General features: G+C 48.0%; 20 protein-coding genes. 11 read left to right on the plus strand and 9 right to left on the minus strand.

Annotated elements, in window-relative coordinates; translation table 11 throughout:
- Nucleotides 1–13: 13 nt before the first annotated feature.
- A complete protein-coding gene (locus JMI88_RS04060; RefSeq protein WP_201360453.1) occupies nt 14–1,042 on the plus strand; it encodes an ABC transporter permease in 1,029 nt (342 codons plus the stop codon).
- 253 nt (nt 1,043–1,295) lie between these two features.
- Here JMI88_RS04060 and JMI88_RS04065 read toward each other — a convergent pair whose 3' ends face one another.
- From JMI88_RS04065 to JMI88_RS04080, 4 genes are all read right to left on the minus strand, one after another.
- The gene (locus tag JMI88_RS04065; protein WP_201360454.1) at nt 1,296–2,750 is read right to left on the minus strand and encodes an RtcB family protein; all 1,455 of its coding nucleotides are present in this window, start codon (nt 2,748–2,750) and stop codon (nt 1,296–1,298) included.
- Nucleotides 2,751–3,263: 513 nt separating this feature from the next.
- Entirely contained in the window at nt 3,264–3,683 is a 420-nt protein-coding gene (locus JMI88_RS04070; RefSeq protein ID WP_201360455.1) for an archease, read from the minus strand.
- A gap of 195 nt (nt 3,684–3,878) precedes the next feature.
- Nucleotides 3,879–4,670, minus strand: coding sequence for a metallophosphoesterase (locus JMI88_RS04075; protein ID WP_201360456.1), 792 nt, complete (start codon nt 4,668–4,670; stop codon nt 3,879–3,881).
- 448 nt (nt 4,671–5,118) lie between these two features.
- Nucleotides 5,119–6,492, minus strand: a complete 1,374-nt coding sequence (locus tag JMI88_RS04080; RefSeq protein WP_201360674.1) for a cystathionine beta-synthase — start codon at nt 6,490–6,492, stop codon at nt 5,119–5,121.
- Between the two features lie 386 nt (nt 6,493–6,878).
- On the opposite strand from JMI88_RS04080, the gene JMI88_RS04085 reads away from it, so the two are divergent.
- The 4 genes from JMI88_RS04085 to JMI88_RS04100 all read left to right on the plus strand — a co-directional run bounded on the left by JMI88_RS04085 (nt 6,879) and on the right by JMI88_RS04100 (nt 11,580).
- Entirely contained in the window at nt 6,879–7,799 is a 921-nt protein-coding gene (locus JMI88_RS04085) for a DMT family transporter (RefSeq protein ID WP_201360457.1), read from the plus strand.
- Nucleotides 7,800–8,069: 270 nt separating this feature from the next.
- A complete protein-coding gene (locus JMI88_RS04090; RefSeq protein WP_201360458.1) occupies nt 8,070–9,728 on the plus strand; it encodes an ABC transporter ATP-binding protein in 1,659 nt (552 codons plus the stop codon).
- Between the two features lie 90 nt (nt 9,729–9,818).
- Complete coding sequence (locus JMI88_RS04095) at nt 9,819–10,397, plus strand: ECF transporter S component (RefSeq protein WP_201360459.1); 579 nt, start codon at nt 9,819–9,821, stop codon at nt 10,395–10,397.
- Nucleotides 10,398–10,665: 268 nt separating this feature from the next.
- Nucleotides 10,666–11,580 (plus strand): energy-coupling factor transporter transmembrane component T family protein, encoded by a 915-nt coding sequence (locus tag JMI88_RS04100; protein ID WP_201360460.1) that lies wholly within the window; start codon nt 10,666–10,668, stop codon nt 11,578–11,580.
- A gap of 63 nt (nt 11,581–11,643) precedes the next feature.
- Here the strand turns inward: JMI88_RS04100 and JMI88_RS04105 are convergent, their stop codons facing one another.
- Both JMI88_RS04105 and JMI88_RS04110 read right to left on the minus strand, forming a co-directional pair.
- Entirely contained in the window at nt 11,644–12,222 is a 579-nt protein-coding gene (locus JMI88_RS04105; RefSeq protein ID WP_201360461.1) for a peroxiredoxin, read from the minus strand.
- A 37-nt stretch (nt 12,223–12,259) separates the two neighbouring features.
- Nucleotides 12,260–13,264, minus strand: coding sequence for an SIS domain-containing protein (locus JMI88_RS04110; protein WP_201360462.1), 1,005 nt, complete (start codon nt 13,262–13,264; stop codon nt 12,260–12,262).
- Nucleotides 13,265–13,429: 165 nt separating this feature from the next.
- Between JMI88_RS04110 and pdxR the strand changes: the two genes are divergently transcribed.
- Complete coding sequence (gene pdxR / locus JMI88_RS04115) at nt 13,430–14,938, plus strand: MocR-like pyridoxine biosynthesis transcription factor PdxR (protein WP_201360463.1); 1,509 nt, start codon at nt 13,430–13,432, stop codon at nt 14,936–14,938.
- Nucleotides 14,939–15,051: 113 nt separating this feature from the next.
- Here the strand turns inward: pdxR and JMI88_RS04120 are convergent, their stop codons facing one another.
- Nucleotides 15,052–15,282: a hypothetical protein gene (locus JMI88_RS04120; RefSeq protein ID WP_201360464.1), complete on the minus strand. Its 231-nt coding sequence runs from the start codon at nt 15,280–15,282 to the stop codon at nt 15,052–15,054.
- Nucleotides 15,283–15,345: 63 nt separating this feature from the next.
- The gene (locus JMI88_RS04125) at nt 15,346–15,615 is read right to left on the minus strand and encodes a hypothetical protein (protein ID WP_201360465.1); all 270 of its coding nucleotides are present in this window, start codon (nt 15,613–15,615) and stop codon (nt 15,346–15,348) included.
- A gap of 284 nt (nt 15,616–15,899) precedes the next feature.
- Here JMI88_RS04125 and JMI88_RS04130 point away from each other — a divergent pair, with 284 nt between their 5' ends.
- The 5 genes from JMI88_RS04130 (at nt 15,900) to JMI88_RS04150 (ending at nt 21,859) form a co-directional block, all read left to right on the plus strand.
- Nucleotides 15,900–16,586 carry an HAD family hydrolase gene (locus JMI88_RS04130; RefSeq protein ID WP_201360466.1) on the plus strand — a complete coding sequence of 229 codons (687 nt, stop codon included), beginning with the start codon at nt 15,900–15,902 and terminating at the stop codon, nt 16,584–16,586.
- A 242-nt stretch (nt 16,587–16,828) separates the two neighbouring features.
- The gene (locus tag JMI88_RS04135) at nt 16,829–17,314 is read left to right on the plus strand and encodes a M67 family metallopeptidase (RefSeq protein WP_201360467.1); all 486 of its coding nucleotides are present in this window, start codon (nt 16,829–16,831) and stop codon (nt 17,312–17,314) included.
- Between the two features lie 510 nt (nt 17,315–17,824).
- The gene (locus JMI88_RS04140; protein ID WP_201360468.1) at nt 17,825–18,886 is read left to right on the plus strand and encodes a hypothetical protein; all 1,062 of its coding nucleotides are present in this window, start codon (nt 17,825–17,827) and stop codon (nt 18,884–18,886) included.
- Nucleotides 18,887–18,937: 51 nt separating this feature from the next.
- Entirely contained in the window at nt 18,938–20,431 is a 1,494-nt protein-coding gene (locus tag JMI88_RS04145) for a spermidine synthase (RefSeq protein WP_201360469.1), read from the plus strand.
- Nucleotides 20,432–20,527: 96 nt separating this feature from the next.
- Nucleotides 20,528–21,859, plus strand: a complete 1,332-nt coding sequence (locus JMI88_RS04150; protein WP_201360470.1) for an adenylosuccinate synthase — start codon at nt 20,528–20,530, stop codon at nt 21,857–21,859.
- A gap of 72 nt (nt 21,860–21,931) precedes the next feature.
- Here the strand turns inward: JMI88_RS04150 and rsmG are convergent, their stop codons facing one another.
- Nucleotides 21,932–22,651 carry a 16S rRNA (guanine(527)-N(7))-methyltransferase RsmG gene (rsmG, locus tag JMI88_RS04155; RefSeq protein WP_201360471.1) on the minus strand — a complete coding sequence of 240 codons (720 nt, stop codon included), beginning with the start codon at nt 22,649–22,651 and terminating at the stop codon, nt 21,932–21,934.

The following is a 22,651-nucleotide window of genomic DNA, read 5'->3' on the forward strand; positions in this document are numbered from 1 at the left end:
AAGGAGACAATTTATGGCAGCTCCTGGTATTCCTCCCGCCTCGCAACAACCTATAACGACAAAGCAACAGCCACAGGCGGCAGAACAGCGAACCCCCATCAGTCTGGGAAGGGAAAGCGGTGGCATCCTGGTCCTGCTGATCTTCATTGCGGCGCTTATTCTGACAACAAGCACGTTTCTCACCCTTACCAATCTCGATAACCTGGTTCGACAAGTAGCAGTATTCGCGATTCTTTCAATTGGTCAGCTATTTGTTATCCTGACTGGTGGTATTGATCTGTCAGTGGGTTCTGTTCTTGGTTTAAGCGGAGGTGTGACAGCACTCCTTCTCGTTGCTAAAGTACCCATTCCGCTGGCTATCCTGGCAGGATTAGCTGTCGGATTGGTTGCGGGCTTGATCAATGGTTTGCTCGTAGCACGTCTGAAACTTCCTCCATTTATCGCTACCCTGGGTATGCTTGGCGTTGCACGAGGACTGGTGCTCCTCTTAACTGGAGCCAAAACCGTTGCTCCCCTTCCTGATCGCTTCAATGCTATTGCGAATGGCTTTTTCCTTGGTTTACCCAGTCTATTCTGGATTCTCCTCCTGGCTGCCCTCGTATCCGCATTCGTACTTGAACGAACGGTTTTCGGGCGCTATGTTTATGCTGTTGGTTCTAATGCTGAATCTGCACGCCTTTCCGGTGTGCCAGTAAATACTGTGCTTATTGTGGTGTATTGTATTAGTGGTTTACTGGCTGGATTGGCTGGCGTTCTTATGAGCTCACGTCTTGGGGCAGGTATTCCAACTGCCGGAACTGGATATGAATTGCAGGCTATTGCCGGTGCTGTCATCGGTGGAGCGAGCCTCTCAGGCGCGAAAGGCCGGGTGAGTGGAGCCGTAATAGGTGCCCTTATTATGGGTATGCTAGCAAATGGAGGTAACCTGCTTGCTATCGATCCATTCTACCTACAAATTGCTATCGGCTTACTAATCATTCTGGCAGTGTACTTTGATCATCTGCAAGGGCGTGCCATTAGTTTTGCTCGTCGTCCAGCATAATTGGCATTTTGATTCTGTCCATGATTTTGTGTATCTTCTGCAACTTCTGTGCTTCTGTGCAGCAATGTCTCATTGCACAGAAGCACCATGAGATCTGCACGCTCAAGCATTTATTGACAAAGATGCTGTGCAGATGACAAACAAGTTTATTAACCATCAAAGTCAGAGAGAGCAATGTCTTTCATCGTGTCAAAGTAGTACATACCCGGCGATGGATTTTTGTCTTACCTCTAATCCATCGCCATCTAGTTTTCTACCCTTTCACGACGATGATTGGCTTCAAACGTACGACGAGGCTGGCGAGGCCAGCGTTGTGCACAACATTGACGACTTGCTGTGCGTCCTTATAGGCCTGTGGGGCCTCTTCAGCCAGCAGGTTCTTGCTGTGCACCCGCACGGTGACACCTTTCTTCTCCAGCATTTCGATCAACTGTTTACTCCCCACCGCCTTCTTTGCGGCTGTACGGCTCAAGCGGCGGCCTGCGCCATGGCAGCAGGAGCCAAAGCTCTGCTCCATCGAACCGGGTGCGCCAACCAACATAAATGAATAGCGCCCCATATCGCCAGGGATGAGGACCGGTTGGCCCACTGCTCGGTACTTTTCTGGCACCGCTGGATGTCCTGCCGGAAAGGCGCGTGTGGCACCTTTGCGATGCACGCAAACTCTCTTCATTTCACCATCGATCTCGTACTCCTCCATCTTGGCAATGTTATGGCAGACGTCATAAACCAGCGGCATATCTTTGGTGCGCGCTTTGCGGCCAAAGACACTGGCGAAGGCCTGGCGTACACCATGCATGAGCAGTTGACGATTGGCCCAGGCAAAGTTGGCTCCACAGGCCATAGCTCCCAGATAGGCCTGACCCTCCTCAGATTGCAGGGGCAGGCATGCCAGTTGCCGATCGACCAGATGAAAACCATATTTCTGCTGCTTTGACTCCGCCAGCTTGATATAGTCTTCCGCAATTTGATGTCCGAATCCTCGTGAACCACAGTGTATGGTCACTACAATCTGGCCCTTCTGAGCAAGTCCGAGTGCTGTAGCAGCTTTTTCATCATAGATATGATCCACGACCTGCACTTCACAGAAATGGTTCCCTGAACCCAAACTGCCTAGCTGCTTCATACCACGCAAGATTGCCTGGCGACTAACCGCTTCGGGCCTGGCACCATGCAGGCAACCATTCTCTTCAGTGACTTCGAGATCAGCTGCAACACCATACCCTTCTTCTATTGCCCACCTCGCACCATGCGTCATTACTTTGCGCATTTCTGCTTCATTTAGCAGGCGCATGCCGTCTCCACCTACTCCCGATGGCAGATTGCGATAAAGTTCATCGGCAAGTCGGTCAACGCTACCTTTAATTTGATCACGTAGCAGGTCGGTGGCCAGCAGGCGCACCCCACAGTTGATATCGAAGCCGATACCACCTGGAGAGACGACGCCGCTCTCGGCATCGGTGGCTGCTACCCCACCGACAGGGAATCCATAACCCCAGTGGATGTCGGGCATACCCAGAGAATGCCCAACTATTCCTGGGAGCGTTGCCACATTGGCGACCTGCTGCAGGGCGTTGTCGTTAAGAATCATTTCTATCAGTTCGTTGTCCGCATAGACTATCCCTGATACATTCATTGCTTCACTATAACGCCTGGGGATGCGCCAGCGGTTATCATCAATACGCTCCAATGGAATTTTCTCGCCCATTCGTTTTCCTCTTTACTATAGAAACAGTGCGGTAGCATCCTGCTTTAAGATGCCTGAAGGTGAGGGCAACGTACCACCGCAGCTGTGTTTGTCCGCTTTACTGATCTGTGTAGTCGGTCTTTTCGCCAAACAGGTAGGTATCGCTTACATATTTTAGAACAACCCGGCCAATTTTAGGATTGGTCCGTTCAACCAGTGGTCGTAAGCCAGTTCTAATGCGTCAGCATTACTATGCGGGGTTATCTTTTCAATTACAGCAACTGGCACAATAAGTGTGCTCATAGGCGCACCTCTCTCTAATATTCTGCAGCATAAGTTGATTAGGAATCTCAAGAGCTTTTTTTATGCATAGGAACATCAAAATCCCTATAATTTCAGGCACAGCGTTGCTCCACTAAAATGGCATAAGGTCATCACATGCCTTTCACAACGCATAGTGTGTCGATAAAAATGCGCGACATGCATAAAAGCCCGATGCAGCCATAGGGAAGAAATGAAAGAAACTCTTTGAACCTATAAATCAAAGATGACTCGGGCCTGGTATCCGTCGTTGGTGCGGATGATGGAGGCTTCATGCCAAGTCACGGCTTTGATTGCGCTGCTCAAATCGTGGCGCTGACGATCATAGGGCTCTCCATCAGCTCGGCCTATCACTTGTGTTTCTGTGATGGCTTCTATTTCGAAGTGGCGAAAGAGGAGATATTCAGTATCGAATAAAAAAATCAGTTCGTTGAGCCAGGCGATGAGAAGCGAGATGGGGTCGTGCCCTTCAACGCTGATCTGGCGACTGGTCATAACACGTATTTGTTCTGGTGCGACCATCAAACTTTCCATCCCCTGTGCGGCGTGACAAAAAAGTTCTTCGATGGTTTTACCAAAGGCGTGTATGCCAATATCTGCGGTATGTTCGAATACTTCATAAGGCTTTCGCATCACTATCGTGCTGCCCGGGCATTACGCGCGTTACACGGCAGTTGGTATGTGCTGCTTTGATAGCTAAAATGATCTGGCCGCATAATTACCCTTCCTTTCTTATTGAAGTATTAACATCTTCATTTCATAGTAATCAATTATTTGTTATTTGTCAATACAGTAAAGGATCAATTTATGTTGCAATTACCTTTTTCTCTAAAAATTGGTTAACTGGTAGATAAAACCACTCCCACCCATATATATACCGCCATCCACATTAACACATTGCCCGTTGGCATACACAAAAGGTTGCGTCACATTCCTGGCTGGGCCGCCCGACATCATCTGGATAGGGGTATGTCCGTGTATAATCTGCTTTCCCCCGAAAATCGATAAGAAACGCTCGGCAAATTCTTTCCCTGTGTGAGGATAGCTGAAAACTTCGCGCATAGCAAATGCTTCAATCAGTTCTTCCCAGGCCAGGGTATTGCTGCTTTTCATTAATTTTTTGAAGGTTTCGTTGACTTCTGCAATTGAATGGCCATAACGTGTATAGAAGGTTGCGTCTGCATGAATCAGCAGGATATTTCCGACCAGGGCCATAGCTGGACGATCTGTGAGCCATGTGAGATGGACCTGTGTGAGCCCTATCAGGTCGGATTTCTTTCCTCCATTGTGACGCCATTTCGTAATAAAGCTGTTGCTCAATTCTGTTGAACGCCAGCCAAAGTAATAGGCAGCCAGCAGCAACAGTTCGTGATTCCCAAGCAGGCAATCAACATGGCCGCTCATTTCCTGCGCTTCTTGCTGTAATTGAATCACAAAGTCTAATACGCCGATGCTGTCTGGTCCTCGGTCAACCAGATCCCCCATAAACCATAAGGACGCTTCGCCGCCCGTCCAATGATGATCCTTATTGATCAGATGCGCTTCCTGCAAGATTCTATGCAAGGCAGGCAGGTGTCCATGGATGTCGCCCATGACATATACCGGAGCTTCTACTTGCATCTGGCATTCCTTCTACGCTTGCTCAGACCAAAACAATTCCACAATATACTGTCATGAAACATATATCTTTTCATGGCTTCAGAATTCTTTCTGCTCTAGCCCCTTCTTTTCCAGACTATTTCGTTGTAGGACATAATATTGTATCATTCTTCTTGTATATTTATCATCTCTCAGAATTCTGAAGTCCATCACCATGGGAAACCAGGTGCCCCCCGTACAGGCGGGTACATACACACCCGAGCCCTTTTTATTCGTTGGTGCAGTATGAGCGCAAAGCGCTCATACTGCACCAACGAATAAAAACCCTTTGAGCGCCGAAGGCGCGTAGCGTCAGGAGCCGAAGGCGCGAACCCTATGGATCTCAGTGTGATAAAAACACAGCGGGCAAGAGGTGACTGAAAAGTAGTCACCTCTTGCCCGCTGTGTTTTTATTGGACTTTAGTCTTTATTAGGCGTGGGTCTGGTGCGCCCAGAATTCAAGCAGGTCGCTCTTGGTTACAATACCTTCAAGCACATCTCCATGCATAACGGCTACCGCCGATGTGCAATCACTGAAAACCGGATAAGCATCTTTGGTTGGTGTGTTCGCTTCAAGGGTGGGGAAGGCATTGCCTTGAATCTCACCAACCGCACAGGTATTCAGTGGCTCTCCACTGGCTAATCTGCGCAGGAGCAGGTCTTCAGTCAGGCTACCAATCATGCGGCCATCTTTGATAACGGGTGTCTGGCTGATGCCATAACGGCGCAAAAGCTCGACGGCATCTGCAACAGAGTCGTCGGGGTGTACACTGACGACCAATGGCATACTGCGTGAATGCGTGCGGCGGTACGTTAGAACGTCATATAGAGTCGGCTGGTCACTCTCGGCCTGCACCAGCAGATCGTTTTCGCGCATCCAGGTTTCGTTAAATTGTTTGCTTAGATAGCCTCGACCTGTATCGGGCAACAGGATGACCACAACATCATTCTCGGTCAACCTTTTGGCATAGGTCAGGCCAGCGGCCAGGGCCGTGCCGGCTGAGCCGCCGGTTAGAATACCTTCCTCACGGGCAAGTCGTTGCGCCCAGTGGAAAGATGTACGGTCGTCAACGCGGATCACTTCGTCTACCAGGGAAGAATCGTAGTTGCGGGGGAACATGTCCATTCCGATGCCTTCCACTTTATATGGCTTCGGCGTGTCGCCAGAATAGACCGATCCGGGAGGGTCTGCGCCGATAATTTTGATCTGCGGATTGACTTCTTTCAAATAGCGACCCGTACCCGAAATAGTTCCACCTGTGCCAATACCTGCTACAAATGCAGTGACACGGCCCGCTGTATCACGCCAGATCTCTGGTCCAGTTGAAGCATAGTGCGTGGCTGGATTGGCTGGGTTCGAGTATTGATCCGGACAACAGGCGCCTGGTATCTCTTCGGCGAGTCGGTGTGCGACGTTTTTGTAGTAATCAGGTGAGTCGTGGGTTGCACTACTTGGACAGATCACCACCTCGGCCCCGTAAGCACGTAGCAGGCTACGTTTCTCCTCACTTGCTTTGTCCGTCATTACAAAAATACAGTGGTAGCCTTTAATTGCGGCTGCAATTGCCAGGCCATGCCCCGTATTACCACTTGTTGGCTCAACGATAGTACCACCAGGTCGTAATAAACCTTGTTTTTCGCAGTACTCAATCAAATTTGGACCAATGCGATCCTTTACACTACCGCCCGGATTCATCATTTCCATTTTGACAAGTACAAGCGGTGGAACATCGCTGGCAATCCGATTGAGACGTACGAGTGGGGTATTCCCGATCGCGTCGAGTACTGTTGGGAAATAATGCATCTCTCCCATCGCAGGTTCTGTTGTTTCTTTCACGTATCTTTGCCTCTTTGAGGTGAATTCCTGATGAGCAAAAAACGAACCGCACAAACCAGACGCCCTGGTCCAGTGCGGTCCTTCGACAGGCTCCAATGCCAAGGACGCCCTATATCTCTATGCCTGAGAAATATCGTATCTACTCATCAGGTCTAATCTATATGAGCATATAATCTAGCTCATAGTATAGCACATGGGCGCTCCTTCGTCTTAATGTCGCAGCGCTCCTATGACTATAAGAATAAAATGTTGCTTGTCAGGTGAGATCATTTCTTCTATGATAAGTGACTGTATGTTTATTGACGCTTCTATACTTATAGCTATAATTCCTACCGGACATGAGGGAATCATACATGATGCAAAAAACAAGATGGCTTTCTGATGGCACCCTGCTGCTCATTGCTGCAATCTGGGGATTGACATTTGTGTTGGTACAGGATGCGATCGCAACGATACCTCCATTTTTGTTTGTGGCTATACGCTTTGGCTGGGCTGCCTTGTTCCTTCTTCCATTCCTCGCCAGGAAAACTCAAAACTCAATGTCACCTGCGGCGCTTTCACGTTCGCGTACCTTGATAAGTGGAGGCTTGCTGGGATTTTTCCTCTTCCTTGGCTATGTCTTGCAAACTTTTAGCCTGCTCTATACAACGTCTGGCAAATCAGGCTTTCTAACTGGGCTGTCAGTGGCGTTGGTTCCGTTGCTGGCATGGCTGATTTTAAGGTCACGTCCGGCAGTCCTGACTCTGGCCGGAGTCGGAGTGGCCACCTTTGGACTTTATTTATTGGCATTTATCGATATAAGTACTATTAATCCTGGAGATGTGCTGGCGTTTCTGTGTGCGATCGCCTTTGGCTTGCAGGTTGTTTATACTGGTAAGTTTTCAGGACTTGCTTCTGCCCACTCTTTGGCGTTCATTCAACTCTCTACTGTAGCAGTACTTAGCGCAGTCGCTGTGTTTATCTTTGAACCCTGGCAATCAGTTTTTCAACGCGCGATCCTGTTACAGCCGGCCGTGATTATAGCACTGGTCGTGACCTCTGTTTTTGCGACTGCGCTGGCTTATCTGGCCCAGACACACATTCAAAAATATACAACGCCTGCCAGAGTGGCCCTGATCTTTGCGACCGAACCCGTATTTGCGGCCCTGGTCGACTACCTCTGGCATGGCACAACACTCAGTTTACGCTCATTTACTGGTTGCCTGCTAATTCTAGGAGGAACATTGCTTACAGAAATTAAATGGCCCTGGCGTACATCACCTGAACATCCATAATGTGCTTTATATACATTGGATGCTGGCTTTTAGTCCTAGTGTTCACTTCAAGAGTTAGATCCCACAACTGTTTTGCATTAACGAATCTGGCATATTTAATATAAATTAATGCGCATAATCAGGTAATATTACTTATTTGATCACCACAGTCAAAATTGACAGTAAGCCGTTTTATCCTGTACTATTAAAAGTAACCTGCTAGCAATAAAAGATAACAGGCTGGTTTGTGGCACATCATCATAGAATCGGGAGAAGCAGGATCGAATTACAATGGGTAAGCAACAGGATTATACTCTGAATTCAACCATATCTCCTGCCATTGTGGTACATGGACTGAATTTCCGTTATCGCTATGAGGATGAAGAATCATCTACTTCATCCATCTCTAACGAGATTCCCCCAGCATTACGAGATATTTCTTTCGAGTTGCCTGCTGGCGAACTTTTGCTGATTGCCGGCCCCAGTGGCTGTGGGAAAAGCACACTGCTTAAATGCTTGAATGGACTTATCCCCCATAGCTATAAAGGTATATTAACTGGTACTATTCAAGTTCTAGCCCACAACACAAGCAAACTGAAGTTATCTGAACTGGCACGCTATGTAGGCACGATGTTGCAAGATCCAGACAAACAGATTATTGGGAGCACGGTTGAACAAGAGATTGCCTTTGGAATGGAGAATCTAGCTACTCCACGGAAAGAGATGCGCCAGCGTATCCATGCGGTATTAGAGCAACTCCACCTGGAGCATGTTCTGGGGCGGGCTACATTTGCATTGTCTGGCGGACAACGACAGCAGGTGGCCGCCGCGGGTATCCTGGTAATGCGACCATCTGTTTTCTTATTTGATGAACCTTTTGCTAATCTGGATTCACGTGTAGTTGATGAGCTAGAACGCCTTGTTCTGGATTTGCGCGCCAAGGGTCATACTATTATTATTGTCGAGCATCGAGTAGAAGAGGCGCTGCGCTTGCAGCCTGATAAGGTGTTATTAATGCAGCACGGTCGCCAGGTTTTCTTTGGCCCCACGAATGCATTTTTACAGGTTGCTGATCCTCAACAGGTCAAGCTACCTATTGACGCAACCTTGCGTACATTACATCAGCCAGATAAAGCTCAAGAGCTTTTGATTCGGCCCATTGTTACTCAAAAAAAGACCATAACAGATCAACCTATTTTGCAGTTTGAACAGGTGTATTATCGCTATAGTACCTTTTCGCCGGAAATTTTACATGGCGTTTCTTTTGAAGTACATCCAGGAGAGACGATCGCATTGCTCGGACCAAACGGTTCTGGCAAAACAACACTTGTGAAACAAGCACTAGGACTACTCCGACCCACAAAGGGGCGAGTACTGCTTTACGGCGAAGAGACGCGCAAACTGAGTGTCGCTCAACTTACTTCACAAATTGGGTATGTCTTCCAGAGTCCTGGTTCGATGCTCTTTGCCCCAAGTGTCCGTAAGGAAGTTCGCTTTGGCCCCGAAAATTTGCGCTTCGAGCCTGAGCGTATGGATAAAGCAGTGCAAACAGCGATGACGGCCCTTAACATTGAAGAGTTTGAGGAGCGGTCTCCTTTTGCCTTGAGTTTTGGACAACAAAAACGTGTGGCGATCGCCTCGGTTCTGGCAATGCAGGGTAAAATTTTATTGCTTGATGAACCAACAGCCGGTCAGGACTATAAAGCGTATATCGCCTTTATGGAATATATGCGTCAGTTGCCCTCTCTGGATGCTCTCTTATTTATTACCCATGATCTGGATCTCGCCTTGCGCTTTACGCAGCGTGTCATTCTTTTGCAGGAGGGCAATATTGTAGCAGATGGGCCACCACTACAGGTACTTAATAACCCTGAACTGTTGGAACGCTGTAATCTACGTCCTACGTCGTTGTTGAGCTATATAGCTTCCAGGCAAGGCGTCAAAGATTAAAACTTAATATTTCACGGCCAGGACTCTTTGTTGATTTTTTCTTCATCTCGGATTTTTTATTTAACAGATATGCAGAAAGGATGAACATCCATGGCGGTTACCGAACAGACACAAACATCTGCCCAGAACAATCCCTGGAAATTAAGCGTTAGCCGTATTGTCTATGCTGCCCTGGGGGCAGCTCTATATGCTGGCTTGAGCTTGCTTACCAATGCGCTACAAATCGGCGGAGGTAACGTCTCGTTGCGTCCAGCTATTGTCATTCCACTTTTATTCGCAGTCCTCTTTGGGCCATGGGTTGGCCTTTTCGCGGGTGGCGTCGGCAATCTGGTAGCGGATTGGATCTCTGGTGGCGGTGTCTATTGGAATTGGGATCTCGGTAATGGCCTGATTGGCTTCATTGCCGGTCTGGCTATTATTTATACGCTGGGTCGCTACTATAAGACGCGCAACATTGTGATCGCCGAAATTTTTAGCGCTGTGGGGGTTATCATTGGTATTGCTTTTGCTTCTTATACAGATATCTGGGTATCTAAAATGACGGTCCAGGCAGCTACAACCGTCAACTTTCTGCCAGCCGGATTGACAGATCTGGTTAATGGTTTGATTTTGCTTCCCATTCTACTCGTGGCCTATAATGCTGCGGTACGCAGGAGCGGACGCTCATAAGATAAGCTCCCAACACAAAGCGTGCGAAAGAGCCATGCAGAGTTATCTGTGTGCCTCTTTCGCGCCTTTTGCTATCGCAATTGAGAAAGTGTCTGATTCGCAAGATCATCGCCTGCAGCCTTCCTGAGCTTTCGCACCTGCGGTGCTCAGGAGTCATTTCAGTGTTGGTGCAACAGGTGCGCGGATGCGCACCTGTTGCACCAACACTGAAAAAAACGTGGGGACGCCTGCGTTCCCTAGGCCGCGAGGCACTCTGAGGGATTCTAGTATGCTGATCAATTTTCCTTATATTCAGCGTGACTCACCTGTCCATCGCCTGGATGCGCGGGCAAAGTTGCTTTTACTCTTCGCATTCAGCTTTGCTGTTGCTCAAACATCTAATTTCTGGGTTATACTCGCTGCTTTGATTGGAGCTATGCTGTACTATCGGCAAACTTACTTGAAGTGGTCGGAAACCAGGCGAACCTGGTATTTTGTTATCGCGCTGAATATTATGATTGTCCTCTCCAATTTTTTTGTCTCGGGAGGCGTTATCATTCGTGGTACTGATGTTGTAACTCCCCACGTATTCTATCAGTTGCCATTTATAGGCTTTACATCCTCTTCACCGTTTATTGGCATCACTGCTTTGCCTATTAGCATCGAAAATCTCACGTTTCTCGCGACGCAGGCTATGCGTAACTTCGGCATCGCATTTCTGGCTATCTCCCTCCCATATACAACCAATCCCAGCCACATTGCGCGCGCTATTAAAGGGCTTGGTGTGCCTGATAATATTTCCTATGCGGTCGATCTAACCTTTCGTTTTTTGCCGACCGTTGGGCGCGATTTCAGTACGACAATGGATGCTCAGCGGGCCCGCGGCTTTGAAATCGATAAGCTTCGCGGCGGCGTATTTGGTAAAATTGCTCGGCTTGCTCCCTTGATAGTGCCTCTGGTGATTGGCTCTATTGTGGGGGCGGAAGATATTATCAATGCCATGGAGTTACGCTGCTTCGGCAGTGGTAAACGTAGTTGGTTGACAGAGTTGCGCTTTCGCCGCATTGATCAACTGGTTGTGATCCTCACCCTGATCACCTTCTTCGCCATTACAATTCTCAATATTCTCGGAAATTATTACGCAAGCGGCCCTCTCCATATTCTACATATTCAAGGTATCCCATATGCTCTTTTCACCCATTAAAAACTACCTTACAACAACTGGTTGTTGTAAGGTAGCACAAGCTGCTGGCGCTATTCATTGAAATCAGTCATCCAGAGGATGTTCTGAGAGCCATGAAAGAACCTCCGTGGCATTTTTGTCAGGAGGAAATACTGGATAGAAGACTTTTACGATACGCCCATGATCGCTAATGAGTGTCAGACGTTTCATCAGGGTCATACCCGCAATTTCGAACGTTGGTAAGGATAATGCGTTTGTGAAAGCCAATGCGGCATCACTTAACAAGGCAAAGGGCAGATGAAGGCGTTGTACAGCTTCTTGCTGATAGGAGCTGGCCTGGGTGCTTATTCCAAACACCTGCGTAGCCCTGGCCTGCTGAAGCTCTTGATAGTGGTCGCGAAAGGCACATGATTGTGGAGTACATCCTCTTGCTCCCGGGATTAGATCCCAGTTATCTGGCAAGTCCTGATCTGGCCGTCCGGTGCGAGGATAACAATAGAGTACTGTTCTCCCTGGCAATGATGCAAGCTCGACTAGAGAACCGACAGTTGACTGTAAAGATACCGAAGGAAGTTGGAGCCCAGTAAGGTGATTACATGCTCCATCATCAACCGGCACAGGAAGATTTTTTGGCAATTCATATATATTCTCTGAGTTTGACATATTCAACTCCTAACTGATGTGAGACATCACTTCGATACTATAGTATGATATTGCCCATTACTATATTCCAGGGTTCCACATCACGATGGATCTCGTCTGGATTGCTGTGTTTGATCCTGGCGATTTCGGCGGTCAAACGCTGTAGGGGGATAATAGCTACCAGCGGTCGTGCCAGGCGTTCAACAGCGGTAAAGCTCAAATCTTCTTGTCCGCTTCCACAGGTATAGACCTTTGCCCCTAGATCTTTCAGGCTCGTTAGTAAAACCTGGGTGCGCCCTCCATCTTCCCAGGTAGGAGTGATAACCACGGCTCCCATACCTGCACGTATGGCCGCTGGCGGTCCATGCAAGGCGTTTTCTGTCTCTATACCTTCAGCCCATTGATAGGTTCCTTCTTTAATCTTAAGGGCTGCCTCGACTGCTGTAATAGCATCTATGCCCATACCTGCTAATAGGATCGGCTCTCGATTTACCAGATTCTCTGCAATAGCACGAGGGGCAGGCTGCGCTAGCGTACTCTCGATAGCGTCGGGGACACTATGGATAGCTGATAGAAAATGACGTCCCGCTTCTCCTGTGACGCTGGCAACCAGGTGCGCCAATGCGGTCAATGCGGTTGTATATGAAACTGTATGTGTTCCCGACAATTCACCAGGACATGTTTGGATAGTGAAGTCAGCATCTTGAACAGGTGCATCTAAGCCGGTAATGGCGATGGTTAGAGCTCCTGCCTGGCGTGCGCGCGTGAGGGCCTCTCGGGGAAAACGTTTTGTGCCGCGATGACTGACTACGATAACTTGATCCTGGCTTGAGATTGGCGCGGAAAGAGCCAGTTCATGGGCGTTGAGTACACTGGCACGTATGCGCCCTGCACTGAGTTCATACAACCAATAAGCGGCCACGCGGCAGGCATGCAAAGAAGTACCAATACCCGAAAAAATAAATGGTCGCTCGCTATCCAACGTGGGCGAGCTAATACGTGCCACTAATGAGCGAATAGCAGCGGCCTGGGAAACAATCTGCTTATCAAGCGCAAAATCCATGTGATACTTACTCCTTCTCCTGCTAGAATCCCTTGCTTTAACAATGCTGAAACCTGCATTCATAGGTGAGGCAATGATAAAACAAAAATGGACTTGTGAACAGAACCATTTTCTTTTATAATAGCCATACCACTTCAGACGCATAGAAGGGCTGAACGCAGATTGATGGATAATAATGTACTGAAGGCTTCACTGCTTTCGCCGATGCTAGATCCAGAGTCCGGAGTTGCGTTGTATCGGCAGCTATATGAGACAATGCGGCAGGCGATATTGGCAGGTACGTTACCAGGGGGTGTTAAGTTGCCCTCGACACGTACACTGGCACAAACACTAGGTATTTCGCGAGCTACGGTTATCCAGGCTTTTGATCAATTGTTGTCCGAGGGCTATATCTATGGCAAGGTGGGTAGCGGCACCTATGTTGAACAGGTACTGCCAGATGAGTTGCTACGCCTACCAGACAAGCAAACACGCGGCAAAAAGACAAATGAAATACTTCCACCCCCTGATCCACTTTCTGAGCGTGGCAAGATGATTGCTACTTCGGCGGTGGCACCATTTCAGAAATGGGATCAAGTGGTACAACACCAGGCATTTCGCCCTGGGATACCGGCTTTGCATGAGTTTCCTTTTAAGCTCTGGTCACAGCTAGCGACCAGAAGATGGAAGAATATCCAGCCCGCCGACTTTGGCTATAGCGATCCTGCTGGCTATCGTCCATTGCGGCAAGAGATTGCCAGATATCTACAGGTGGCTCGTGGGGTTCACTGTACTGAAGAACAGATCATTATTATGGCTGGCTCACAACAGGCTCTGCATCTGGCTGTACAGCTCTTGATTGATACAGGAGATGAGGTGTGGATTGAAGATCCATGCTACATGGGAGCACGAGGAGCCTTAGTGAGCGGTGGGGCACAATTGATACCGGTCCCAATTGATGACGAGGGACTGGATGTGACACAGGGGATCGCCAGGAGTCCTCGGGCACGCATGGCCTATGTGACACCTTCGCACCAGTTCCCTGTTGGGACGGTGATGAGTCTGTCGCGTCGCCTGGCCTTATTGCGCTGGGCATCTCAGACCACAAGCTGGATTCTCGAAGACGATTATGATAGTGAATATCGCTATGCTGGACATCCCCTGGCCTCCTTACAGGGGCTTGACCAGGCAGGCCGCGTTATCTATATCGGCACATTCAGCAAAGTCCTCTTCCCTGCCCTGCGCCTCGGCTATCTGGTATCCCCACCCGAACTCATTGATGCCTTCAGGGCCGCCCGCGCCGCCGCCGACCGCCACGCCCATATGCTCGATCAGATGGTGCTGACTGACTTCATGGCTCAAGAACATTTTGCCCGCCATCTGCGTCGCATGCGCTCCCTTTATGAGGAACGCCAGGCCATCCTGCTTGAAGTCGCCCACAAAGAGCTTGAAGGCCGAATATCCATCAAAGCCGCCTCCGCTGGCATGAACCTGCTCGCCCACCTGCCCAAAGATCTTCAGGATACGACCGTCGCCCAACAGGCTGCTTATTATGGGGTCGCCGTCACCCCTATCTCAAAATACTACATCCAATATCCTCCTCTCAACGCCCTCCTCCTCGGCTATGCCGCCTACAACCAGCAAGAGATCCACCACGGCATTCAAAATCTCGCTCGCGCCCTGCTACTCAGTTAACTGAAAGGCCGTGTAGACAGGCTGAGCTGACGTTATGTGTAGCCAGCGCTCATGGAGTACATAGCTAATGGATGTAAGCCAGGTCGCTTTATCTGACAAACAAAGCAGAAACATCAACGGCTGGGATTATAGTTGTGTGTCTGCCTTTTGTACTGAGGGTAAGCGTACGTCAATGGTGGTGCCTTGCTGGTGATGGCTGTCGATGTGGAGGATGCCAGCCATTTTTTGACGCGTTCTTGCATGGAGAGGACTCCGAGATGTCCTGGAAAGAGTTGATCAGGATTGAAGCCCTTGCCGTTGTCGTGGATTTGCAGGTGGACATAGCCATTATGTTGCTCTAGCAAGATGGTGGCCTGCCTGACCTTCCGCGAAGCCCATGAGGAAGGACGAGGAAAAGGTTAAAGCAGTTATGGTTCGACATCGACGGTAAATCCCTTGGATTTGAGGCCAGCTGCCAGGCCAAAGAGCCGTGAGTCTCCACGTACCACCCACAGTAGCTCTGGCTGCCTGGCCTTGTTCTCACTCTGTTCCCATTCGCATTCATATGTGCCATTCCATTGGCGGTGCTGTACCCTGCCCTGATATTGCCATGCATTGGCCATTGGCCGCCGATTATTAAAGCCAAAACCTGAACCTTCAACGCTGGCGAAATCTTTGCTTTTAAAAATAACTTTCATTTTTGCTCCTCTTGAACATCACTTTATCACCTGATCACGCACGCTGGCAGACCATCCTGTAGTATACAACTCTCTCAATATATCAGCATAGTTCTTCCACCAATACCCAATTGTTAAACAAACTAATTTCTGATATATCTACGAAAATCGAAACAAAATAAAAAAAAGGAACGTATCATTAAACGTATACAGACATACAGAAGCTATGAATGATATCTGGTTTCTGTATATATCTACGTTCCAATCGATTTATGCTTATTTACCATAGATAAGAGAGAGAATTCATGTCAACACTTGTGTTCTGGATTGATGTCGATAATACTTTGCTTGATAACGATAGCATTAAAGAAGAGCAGAATCAAGTTCTGCTGGTGGAACTGGGACCATCCTTGACGGAGCGCTATTGGAACCTCTATGAAGAGGTACGAAAAGAACGTGGTGTCGTAGATATTCCTTTGACACTGCAGCGTTTCCGTGAACGTTCTTCTCAAGCTGAGTTAGATGGGCAAACTTTCCAGCATGTGGCTTCCATGTTTGAGAATTTTCCTTTTCAAAAGGCTTTATTTCCTGAGGTCTTTGAAACTTTACAGTATTTAAATAGTATCGGCACCGTCGTGATCGTCTCTGATGGAGACCTCGATTATCAGGCCGACAAAATTTTTAATAGTGCTCTGGCCGAGGCGGTCAATGGTCGTGTCCTGCTCTTTGTGCATAAACAGGAGCACATTGAGGAGATTAAACAGCGCTACCCCGGCGATCACTATGTTATCATTGATGATAAACCCAAAATTTTGTTTGATGTTCAGCAAGTTATGAAAGACCACATTACCACGGTCTTTGTAAAACAGGGGAAGTATGCAAAAGAAGCTTTCCCGGACAATTATGTTCCCGACATTGTCGTTGAGCATATTGCTGATCTCAAAAACGTGCCGGTAGAACAGTTCTGGGGCCAGGGGAAAACTTCACACTAGAGCGCGATTTTATCTCTGGTGTTATGATTTTATCTCTGGTGTTATAATGCACTAAAATGGTAGGGATAAGCCAGCTTGATTACGCATCATCAGCTGTCCTTATCCCTTTTATATATTAATTCAATATATCTAGCGCTATGTACTGCAGTGCTTTCTTGCCAGCCATGCTATAGTAACTGCAAAAGAAAAGCATCTATTATCTCTATATTTAGAGTATCCGCTACCACGTTTAAGGAGCGTATATGGATAAATATTCCTCTCTGTACCTGGCGCTAAAAAAAGAAACGCTTTCTACTCTTTTCGAGGATATTTCACAGCGCCCCAATATAGAAGCATGTGGGGTGCTTTTAGGTGAGATCGATGCGGATGGCAATTGGCATGTCGATCGAACCTATCCGTTGCAGAATACAGCGGCTTCACCTGTGTACTTTGAGTTCGCTCCAGATGAACTGCTTCAGACGGAACTTCTCTATCCGGATCAAATTATTGGTGTCTATCATAGCCATCCAACTGGCTTCCCCATGGCCAGCGCTACAGATTGCGAGAATATGCAACGTGTTAATCAGGACCAACATATCCCATGGGCATGGATCATTATTAAAGGTCCTTTTGATGAGGCCTCGCTCCATGCAATGAATGGAGAGGTCTCTCCCACATCCCTGATTGCCTATCACCATTTTGAGAATAACGGACTAAACATTATTCCTATCGCCATTCAAACGTCTTAATGCATTAAGCAGAATGTTAAAAACGCGATGCCATTCATTTGGATGAGCGTAGCCGCCTGGGAAGCTATCATCTTTCCTGGAAATTGAGCAATTCCAACGGAAGAGCTCTGGCGACGCAACGAGCCGCGCTCAAACGGCCTTTCCAAAGGCTTTTTAAAGCATGCTGTAATTGTTAGCGAATTGGTTATAAGTCTAGCCACACCTTCATAAATACGTTATAATCAGGATCCGAAGAGTGTGCACGAGATGGACTATCTCCACAGCACACATCATCTGCACAAGCGGTGGAAGTTGGCAGTTCCCATCAAAGCCGGCCTCCCGCGCGGGATACGACACGAAAGAGCACACAGAAGGAGGCGTGCTTCCTCCCTATGCCTCAAGGCAGGGGTATCTGCACGATAGAAAAAAATGAAATGTCCAGGCTGTGGGAATGAGTTACAATCCACTGGGAAGGTCTGTGAACGTTGTGGAACCCTATTCGGTCCTCTGAACAATCCAACGACGTCTAATATGTATTCCTCGTCGTCAAAAAATGATCAGTCATTACAGCATGCTCACGTAATCTATCCTTCTTCCCAATCCCGACCTCCCCAGTTCAGTATGCCAACACAGGGAAATTTTGCTGGACCAGTTCCGGCGCTTCCAGCAACGCCAGCGTTTGATCCAGCTTATGCGGCAAATAGTGTTCCCAGTAGTTTCCATCACGAGGCAACTGAAGCTATCATCCTCCCTTCCAGAAATAGCCAGGGACTTTCTAATCCACGCGGCCCCTATCCACAAACACCCATTTATGAATCATTTCAACATTCAAGCTATGTAGCTCCCTCCAGCAGTCAGTTCTCTGCACCAAAATCGCGCAGAGGACCTTCGCATTCAGCAATTCTTATTGCATGTATTTGTCTGGTGCTGGTCGTTATAGGTGCTGTTGGCCTTTCTACAATTTATGTGACCAGCCAGAATAATCGGCAAAGAGCAACACAGAAGTCCCTTCCAACGCATAAAACTACATTAGCAGTACCTACCTCTACCACTGCTCCGGTATCCCCGGCAGGAGGGGCAACAGCTACGCCACTATCTGTTCCAACAACAGTACCAGAGGCTGGCTTTACATGGTGCGGTAGCCAGTGTGCTCCAGATGGCTTTATAGATCAGTTTCCGGTGGGCTGGCAGGCTAGCGCCCTTCCCAATGTTACTGGCGCTCAATTTGTCAATCCACAACAACCTGATCAAATTGCTGCTTTCAAGCGCTTGGATAATCCAACGGCGGCTGCAGATCAGCTATTGGCCGCTGAAATTCAAACTATGTATGCCAGTAAACCTGGCTATGAGGCTCCTCAGCCACCTACTGGTCAGGCGGCAACCATTGGAGGCGAAACCTGGTCAACTGCGGCTATTGCCTATATGAACGATAATCAAACAAAGGAACATGTTATTATCTGTGTGACTGTTCATCAAGGGAAAACATTTGTGTTGGAATTTCAGGCACCGGATGCTCAATTTGCACAAGTAAGTACTGCGTATTACAATATCATGATTGGTAAGTTCCAATTTACACAAACCGGGACACCATAATCGGAGGAAAAGTTGAAATACTTTCTGAGCGGACTGGTGTTCGTAAGTGGCATGACAAGTTTAGCTCTTGAGATGTGCGCATCACGTCTCCTGGGGGCCTATTTTGGTACCTCGCTTTTTATTTGGGGCAATCTCATCGGTCTGATTCTGCTTTACCTGATGGTGGGTTACTTTTTGGGAGGGCGCGTTGCTGATCGCTATCCTCATACACATGTGTTGTGTGTGATTACTGCGGCAGCCGCTCTTTCCATCATAATTATTCCCTTCGTATGTCAAAGCATTCTTACCTGGTCTGTCACTGGGCTCGAACAAGTCTCCGTCGGCATTTTTCTTGGTTCGCTGGTTGGCACGATGTTGCTGTTTGCTATTCCAGTTATTCTGCTTGGACTCGTTTCACCATTTGCAATTCGACTGATTACACGTGATGTGAAAAAGAGTGGCCGTATCAGTGGCTCGCTCTATGCCATTTCTACAGTTGGTAGCATTCTGGGAGCTTTTTTACCAGTGCTCTGGCTGATTCCTACCGTTGGCGTACGGCGCACACTTCTTATCTTTGGAGTTGTTCTATTCGCGGCCTCTCTATGGGGTATTTTCCCTCGCTGGCGTCGCGTTACCTCGTTATTACCTTTACCAGCAGTGGCTGTACTGCTGATTGCGGTCCAGATGGTGCAATTGGGTCCATTGAAAGAGATTCCCCATTTGATTTACGAGCAGGAGTCTTTTTATAACTACATCCAGGTGACGAAAGAGTCCGATGGTACACGCCAACTCATTCTGAATGAGGGGCAGGCGATTCACTCGGTTTATAATCCAGATAGTACGGCACAACTTACTGGTTGGTACTGGGACTACTTTTTAGCCGCTCCTTATTTTAATCAGGGCTTTAAACCTGATCAATTGAAGCGTGTTGGTATTATCGGGCTGGCTGGAGGCACGGTGGCGCGTCAGTTTTCTCAGGTCTATCCGCAGGTTCAAATTGATGGGGCTGAAATCGATCCCGCGATTGTTGACGTTGGACGACGCTATTTCAATATGAATGAACCCAACCTTCATGTGTATACTCAGGATGGACGAACATTTCTGGCTTCGTCCCATCATACCTACGATGTAGTGGCCATTGATGCGTTCCAGCAACCCTATATTCCTTTTCAATTTACAACTCGTGAGTTTTTTACGCAGGTTCGTGACCATCTTTCACCCACAGGTGTGGTCGCCCTTAATACTGGCCATACTGCGCATGACTATCGTCTGGTGCAGGCCTTTGTCAATACGTTGAGTACGGTTTTTCCAAATGTCTATGTTTTCAATGTGCCGGGTACCATTAATACTGAAATTATGGCCACCATGCAACCAACCTCGCTTGAAACGTTCCGTACGAATCTTTCTCAGTTCCCGGTCGATACAACGCTGGGACAACTTGCTAGTGAAGTTCTGCCCGTGGCTACACGTGGTCGCACAGACGGAGGAATAGTCTTTACCGATGACAAAGCACCAATTGAGCAGATTACTGATCAGTTGTTGCTTAACTACATTTTGCAACCCTGAATATTGACAGCAGCAAAGCAAATTTGTTGTAATGGGATAAGGGTTCTCCATCAGGCATGGGTAGACGAACCTAGAAAGCTGAGAGGATATACGATCATGGCGGTAGTAGCAGTTATTGGTGCACAGTGGGGAGATGAGGGAAAAGGCAAGGTTGTTGATGAGCTATCTATGCGCGCCGATTATGTGGTGCGTTATCAAGGTGGCAACAATGCTGGCCATCGTGTGGTACATGATGGGGGCGAGTTTTCCTTTCATCTCGTTCCTTCGGGTATTCTTTTCCCCAATACTACTTGCATCATTGGCAATGGAGTTGTTGTCGATCCTAAAGCTCTCCTTGATGAGTTAGAATTACTACAGGCACAGGGCATCGATGTTTCACGGCTCTATATTAGTGAGCGGGCGCATGTCGTTATGCCATATCATTTTGTGCTGGATCGTCTGGAGGAAGAGTCGCGCATAGGAGAAAAATTAGAAGGCACTCCTCGTGGTATCGCTCCTGCCTATGTGGATAAACATGCGCGCACAGGGATCAGAATGGCAGAGCTACTCGATGTTGATGCATTTCGCGCCAAATTGTCGATGATTCTTCAACAAAAGAATCGTATGATCACCCAGATTTATGGACAACCCGCTCTTTCGTTAGAAGAAATTCATGGCGAGTATTTTAAATATGGTCAGCAATTATATTCACATGTCGCTGATACACAAAAAATGTTGTTGGATGCACTCTCGGAACATAAGACTATTCTGTTAGAAGGTGCGCAAGGGGCACTGCTGGATATAGATTTTGGCACCTATCCGTATGTAACATCTTCCTCTACGATGGCAGCCAATGCGGCCGTGGGAGCTGGACTTCCTCCGCGCTGCATCGATCGCGTCGTCGGCATCTATAAGGCCTATACGACACGCATCGGTAGCGGCCCAATGCCTACTGAAATCTTTGATGCTGCTACAGCTGATATACTACGTGAGCGTGGCCATGAATACAAGATTCATAATGGCCGCGAACGTCGCTGCGGTTGGTTTGATGGCGTGGCGGGACGCTTTATCGCGCAAATTAATGGACTGGATGCTGCTGTCATCACGAAACTGGATGTGCTGGATACGCTACCTACAATCAAAATTTGTACCGCCTATAATCTGCGTGGACAAACGATCCATAACCTTCCTGCCGCTCCAAATGATCTGGCCGCCTGTGAACCTATCTATGAGGAGATTGAAGGCTGGCAAAGCAGTACCAGTGGCATCAGCACTTATGATGAACTGCCTGCTGCTGCAAAGAATTATTTGAAACGCCTGGAAGAGGTTCTGGAAACACCGATCGTTATGGTTTCGTTGAGCCCACAGCGCGGAAAAACGCTTCAGATTCAGGATGTGTTGGCCGAGCCAACTTATGATAATCATTATCCGAGAAATGCTATTAAATAAGCTGGTTCATACATTACAGAAGGGGATACACGCATAGCTTCGTGTATCCCCTTCTGTAATGTATTGATAAGTTTATGCCAGGGGATTCCTGGTGAGTACGGCCCAGGAACGAGGATATTGTAGGGGACAGACCTTGTACTGTTCCCAGCATAACAGTCGCCGGCCATCGTCCAGCCCTTTCAGCGTTACTGGAACGTCGGCTGTCAGGCGTGTCCCAAGCAGGCTGGCAGCTTGCTTCCCCTGTGCCAGTTCCTCTCCCATCTCCCCTTTCTTTGGCAGAACAATAGCTCCCCCTACGCGACAAAAAGGCGCGCTACATTCAAGTAAGGCTGATAATGAGGAGACAGCCCGCGCAGTCACCAGGTCAAAGGCCCCACGATAGTTGCGCTGATGGGCGATATCCTCAGCTCTTCCATGGATGATCTTCACGTTCTTTAACTGCAAAATGTCAACTATATGCTGCAAGAACGTGATCTTCTTGCCCGTAGCTTCAATCAAGGTGACTCTCCACTCGGGTCGCACGATTTTTAATGGCAGGCCGGGAAATCCGGGCCCTGTACCAATATCGAGTAGACGTATATCCTTTTGTTGATCGTATGCTTGCAGCAAAGATAATGAATCGAGGAAGTGTTTTATCAACACTTCCCCTGGATCTTTGATTGCTGTCAAATTAAACCGCGTATTCCAATCCAGTAGCTCCTGGCGATAGAGCAAAAAGGCCTCCTCAAGTTGTTGAGGAAGACCCAGTTGCTCTAATCCTGCTTGGAATACGGATAAGAGATCTTCAGACAT

The sequence above is a fragment of the Dictyobacter formicarum genome, assembly GCF_016587435.1.

Excerpts from the sequence above, each read along its gene's own strand:
- JMI88_RS04060 (WP_201360453.1), top strand. The coding sequence starts at position 14 with ATGGCAGCTCCTGGTATTCCTCCCGCCTCGCAACAACCTATAACGACA.
- JMI88_RS04065 (WP_201360454.1), bottom strand. The coding sequence starts at position 2,750 with ATGGGCGAGAAAATTCCATTGGAGCGTATTGATGATAACCGCTGGCGC.
- JMI88_RS04070 (WP_201360455.1), bottom strand. The coding sequence starts at position 3,683 with ATGCGAAAGCCTTATGAAGTATTCGAACATACCGCAGATATTGGCATA.
- JMI88_RS04075 (WP_201360456.1), bottom strand. The coding sequence starts at position 4,670 with ATGCAAGTAGAAGCTCCGGTATATGTCATGGGCGACATCCATGGACAC.
- JMI88_RS04080 (WP_201360674.1), bottom strand. The coding sequence starts at position 6,492 with ATGCATTATTTCCCAACAGTACTCGACGCGATCGGGAATACCCCACTC.
- JMI88_RS04085 (WP_201360457.1), top strand. The coding sequence starts at position 6,879 with ATGATGCAAAAAACAAGATGGCTTTCTGATGGCACCCTGCTGCTCATT.
- JMI88_RS04090 (WP_201360458.1), top strand. The coding sequence starts at position 8,070 with ATGGGTAAGCAACAGGATTATACTCTGAATTCAACCATATCTCCTGCC.
- JMI88_RS04095 (WP_201360459.1), top strand. The coding sequence starts at position 9,819 with ATGGCGGTTACCGAACAGACACAAACATCTGCCCAGAACAATCCCTGG.
- JMI88_RS04100 (WP_201360460.1), top strand. The coding sequence starts at position 10,666 with ATGCTGATCAATTTTCCTTATATTCAGCGTGACTCACCTGTCCATCGC.
- JMI88_RS04105 (WP_201360461.1), bottom strand. The coding sequence starts at position 12,222 with ATGTCAAACTCAGAGAATATATATGAATTGCCAAAAAATCTTCCTGTG.
- JMI88_RS04110 (WP_201360462.1), bottom strand. The coding sequence starts at position 13,264 with ATGGATTTTGCGCTTGATAAGCAGATTGTTTCCCAGGCCGCTGCTATT.
- pdxR (WP_201360463.1), top strand. The coding sequence starts at position 13,430 with ATGGATAATAATGTACTGAAGGCTTCACTGCTTTCGCCGATGCTAGAT.
- JMI88_RS04125 (WP_201360465.1), bottom strand. The coding sequence starts at position 15,615 with ATGAAAGTTATTTTTAAAAGCAAAGATTTCGCCAGCGTTGAAGGTTCA.
- JMI88_RS04130 (WP_201360466.1), top strand. The coding sequence starts at position 15,900 with ATGTCAACACTTGTGTTCTGGATTGATGTCGATAATACTTTGCTTGAT.
- JMI88_RS04135 (WP_201360467.1), top strand. The coding sequence starts at position 16,829 with ATGGATAAATATTCCTCTCTGTACCTGGCGCTAAAAAAAGAAACGCTT.
- JMI88_RS04140 (WP_201360468.1), top strand. The coding sequence starts at position 17,825 with ATGTATTCCTCGTCGTCAAAAAATGATCAGTCATTACAGCATGCTCAC.
- JMI88_RS04145 (WP_201360469.1), top strand. The coding sequence starts at position 18,938 with ATGACAAGTTTAGCTCTTGAGATGTGCGCATCACGTCTCCTGGGGGCC.
- JMI88_RS04150 (WP_201360470.1), top strand. The coding sequence starts at position 20,528 with ATGGCGGTAGTAGCAGTTATTGGTGCACAGTGGGGAGATGAGGGAAAA.
- rsmG (WP_201360471.1), bottom strand. The coding sequence starts at position 22,651 with ATGTCTGAAGATCTCTTATCCGTATTCCAAGCAGGATTAGAGCAACTG.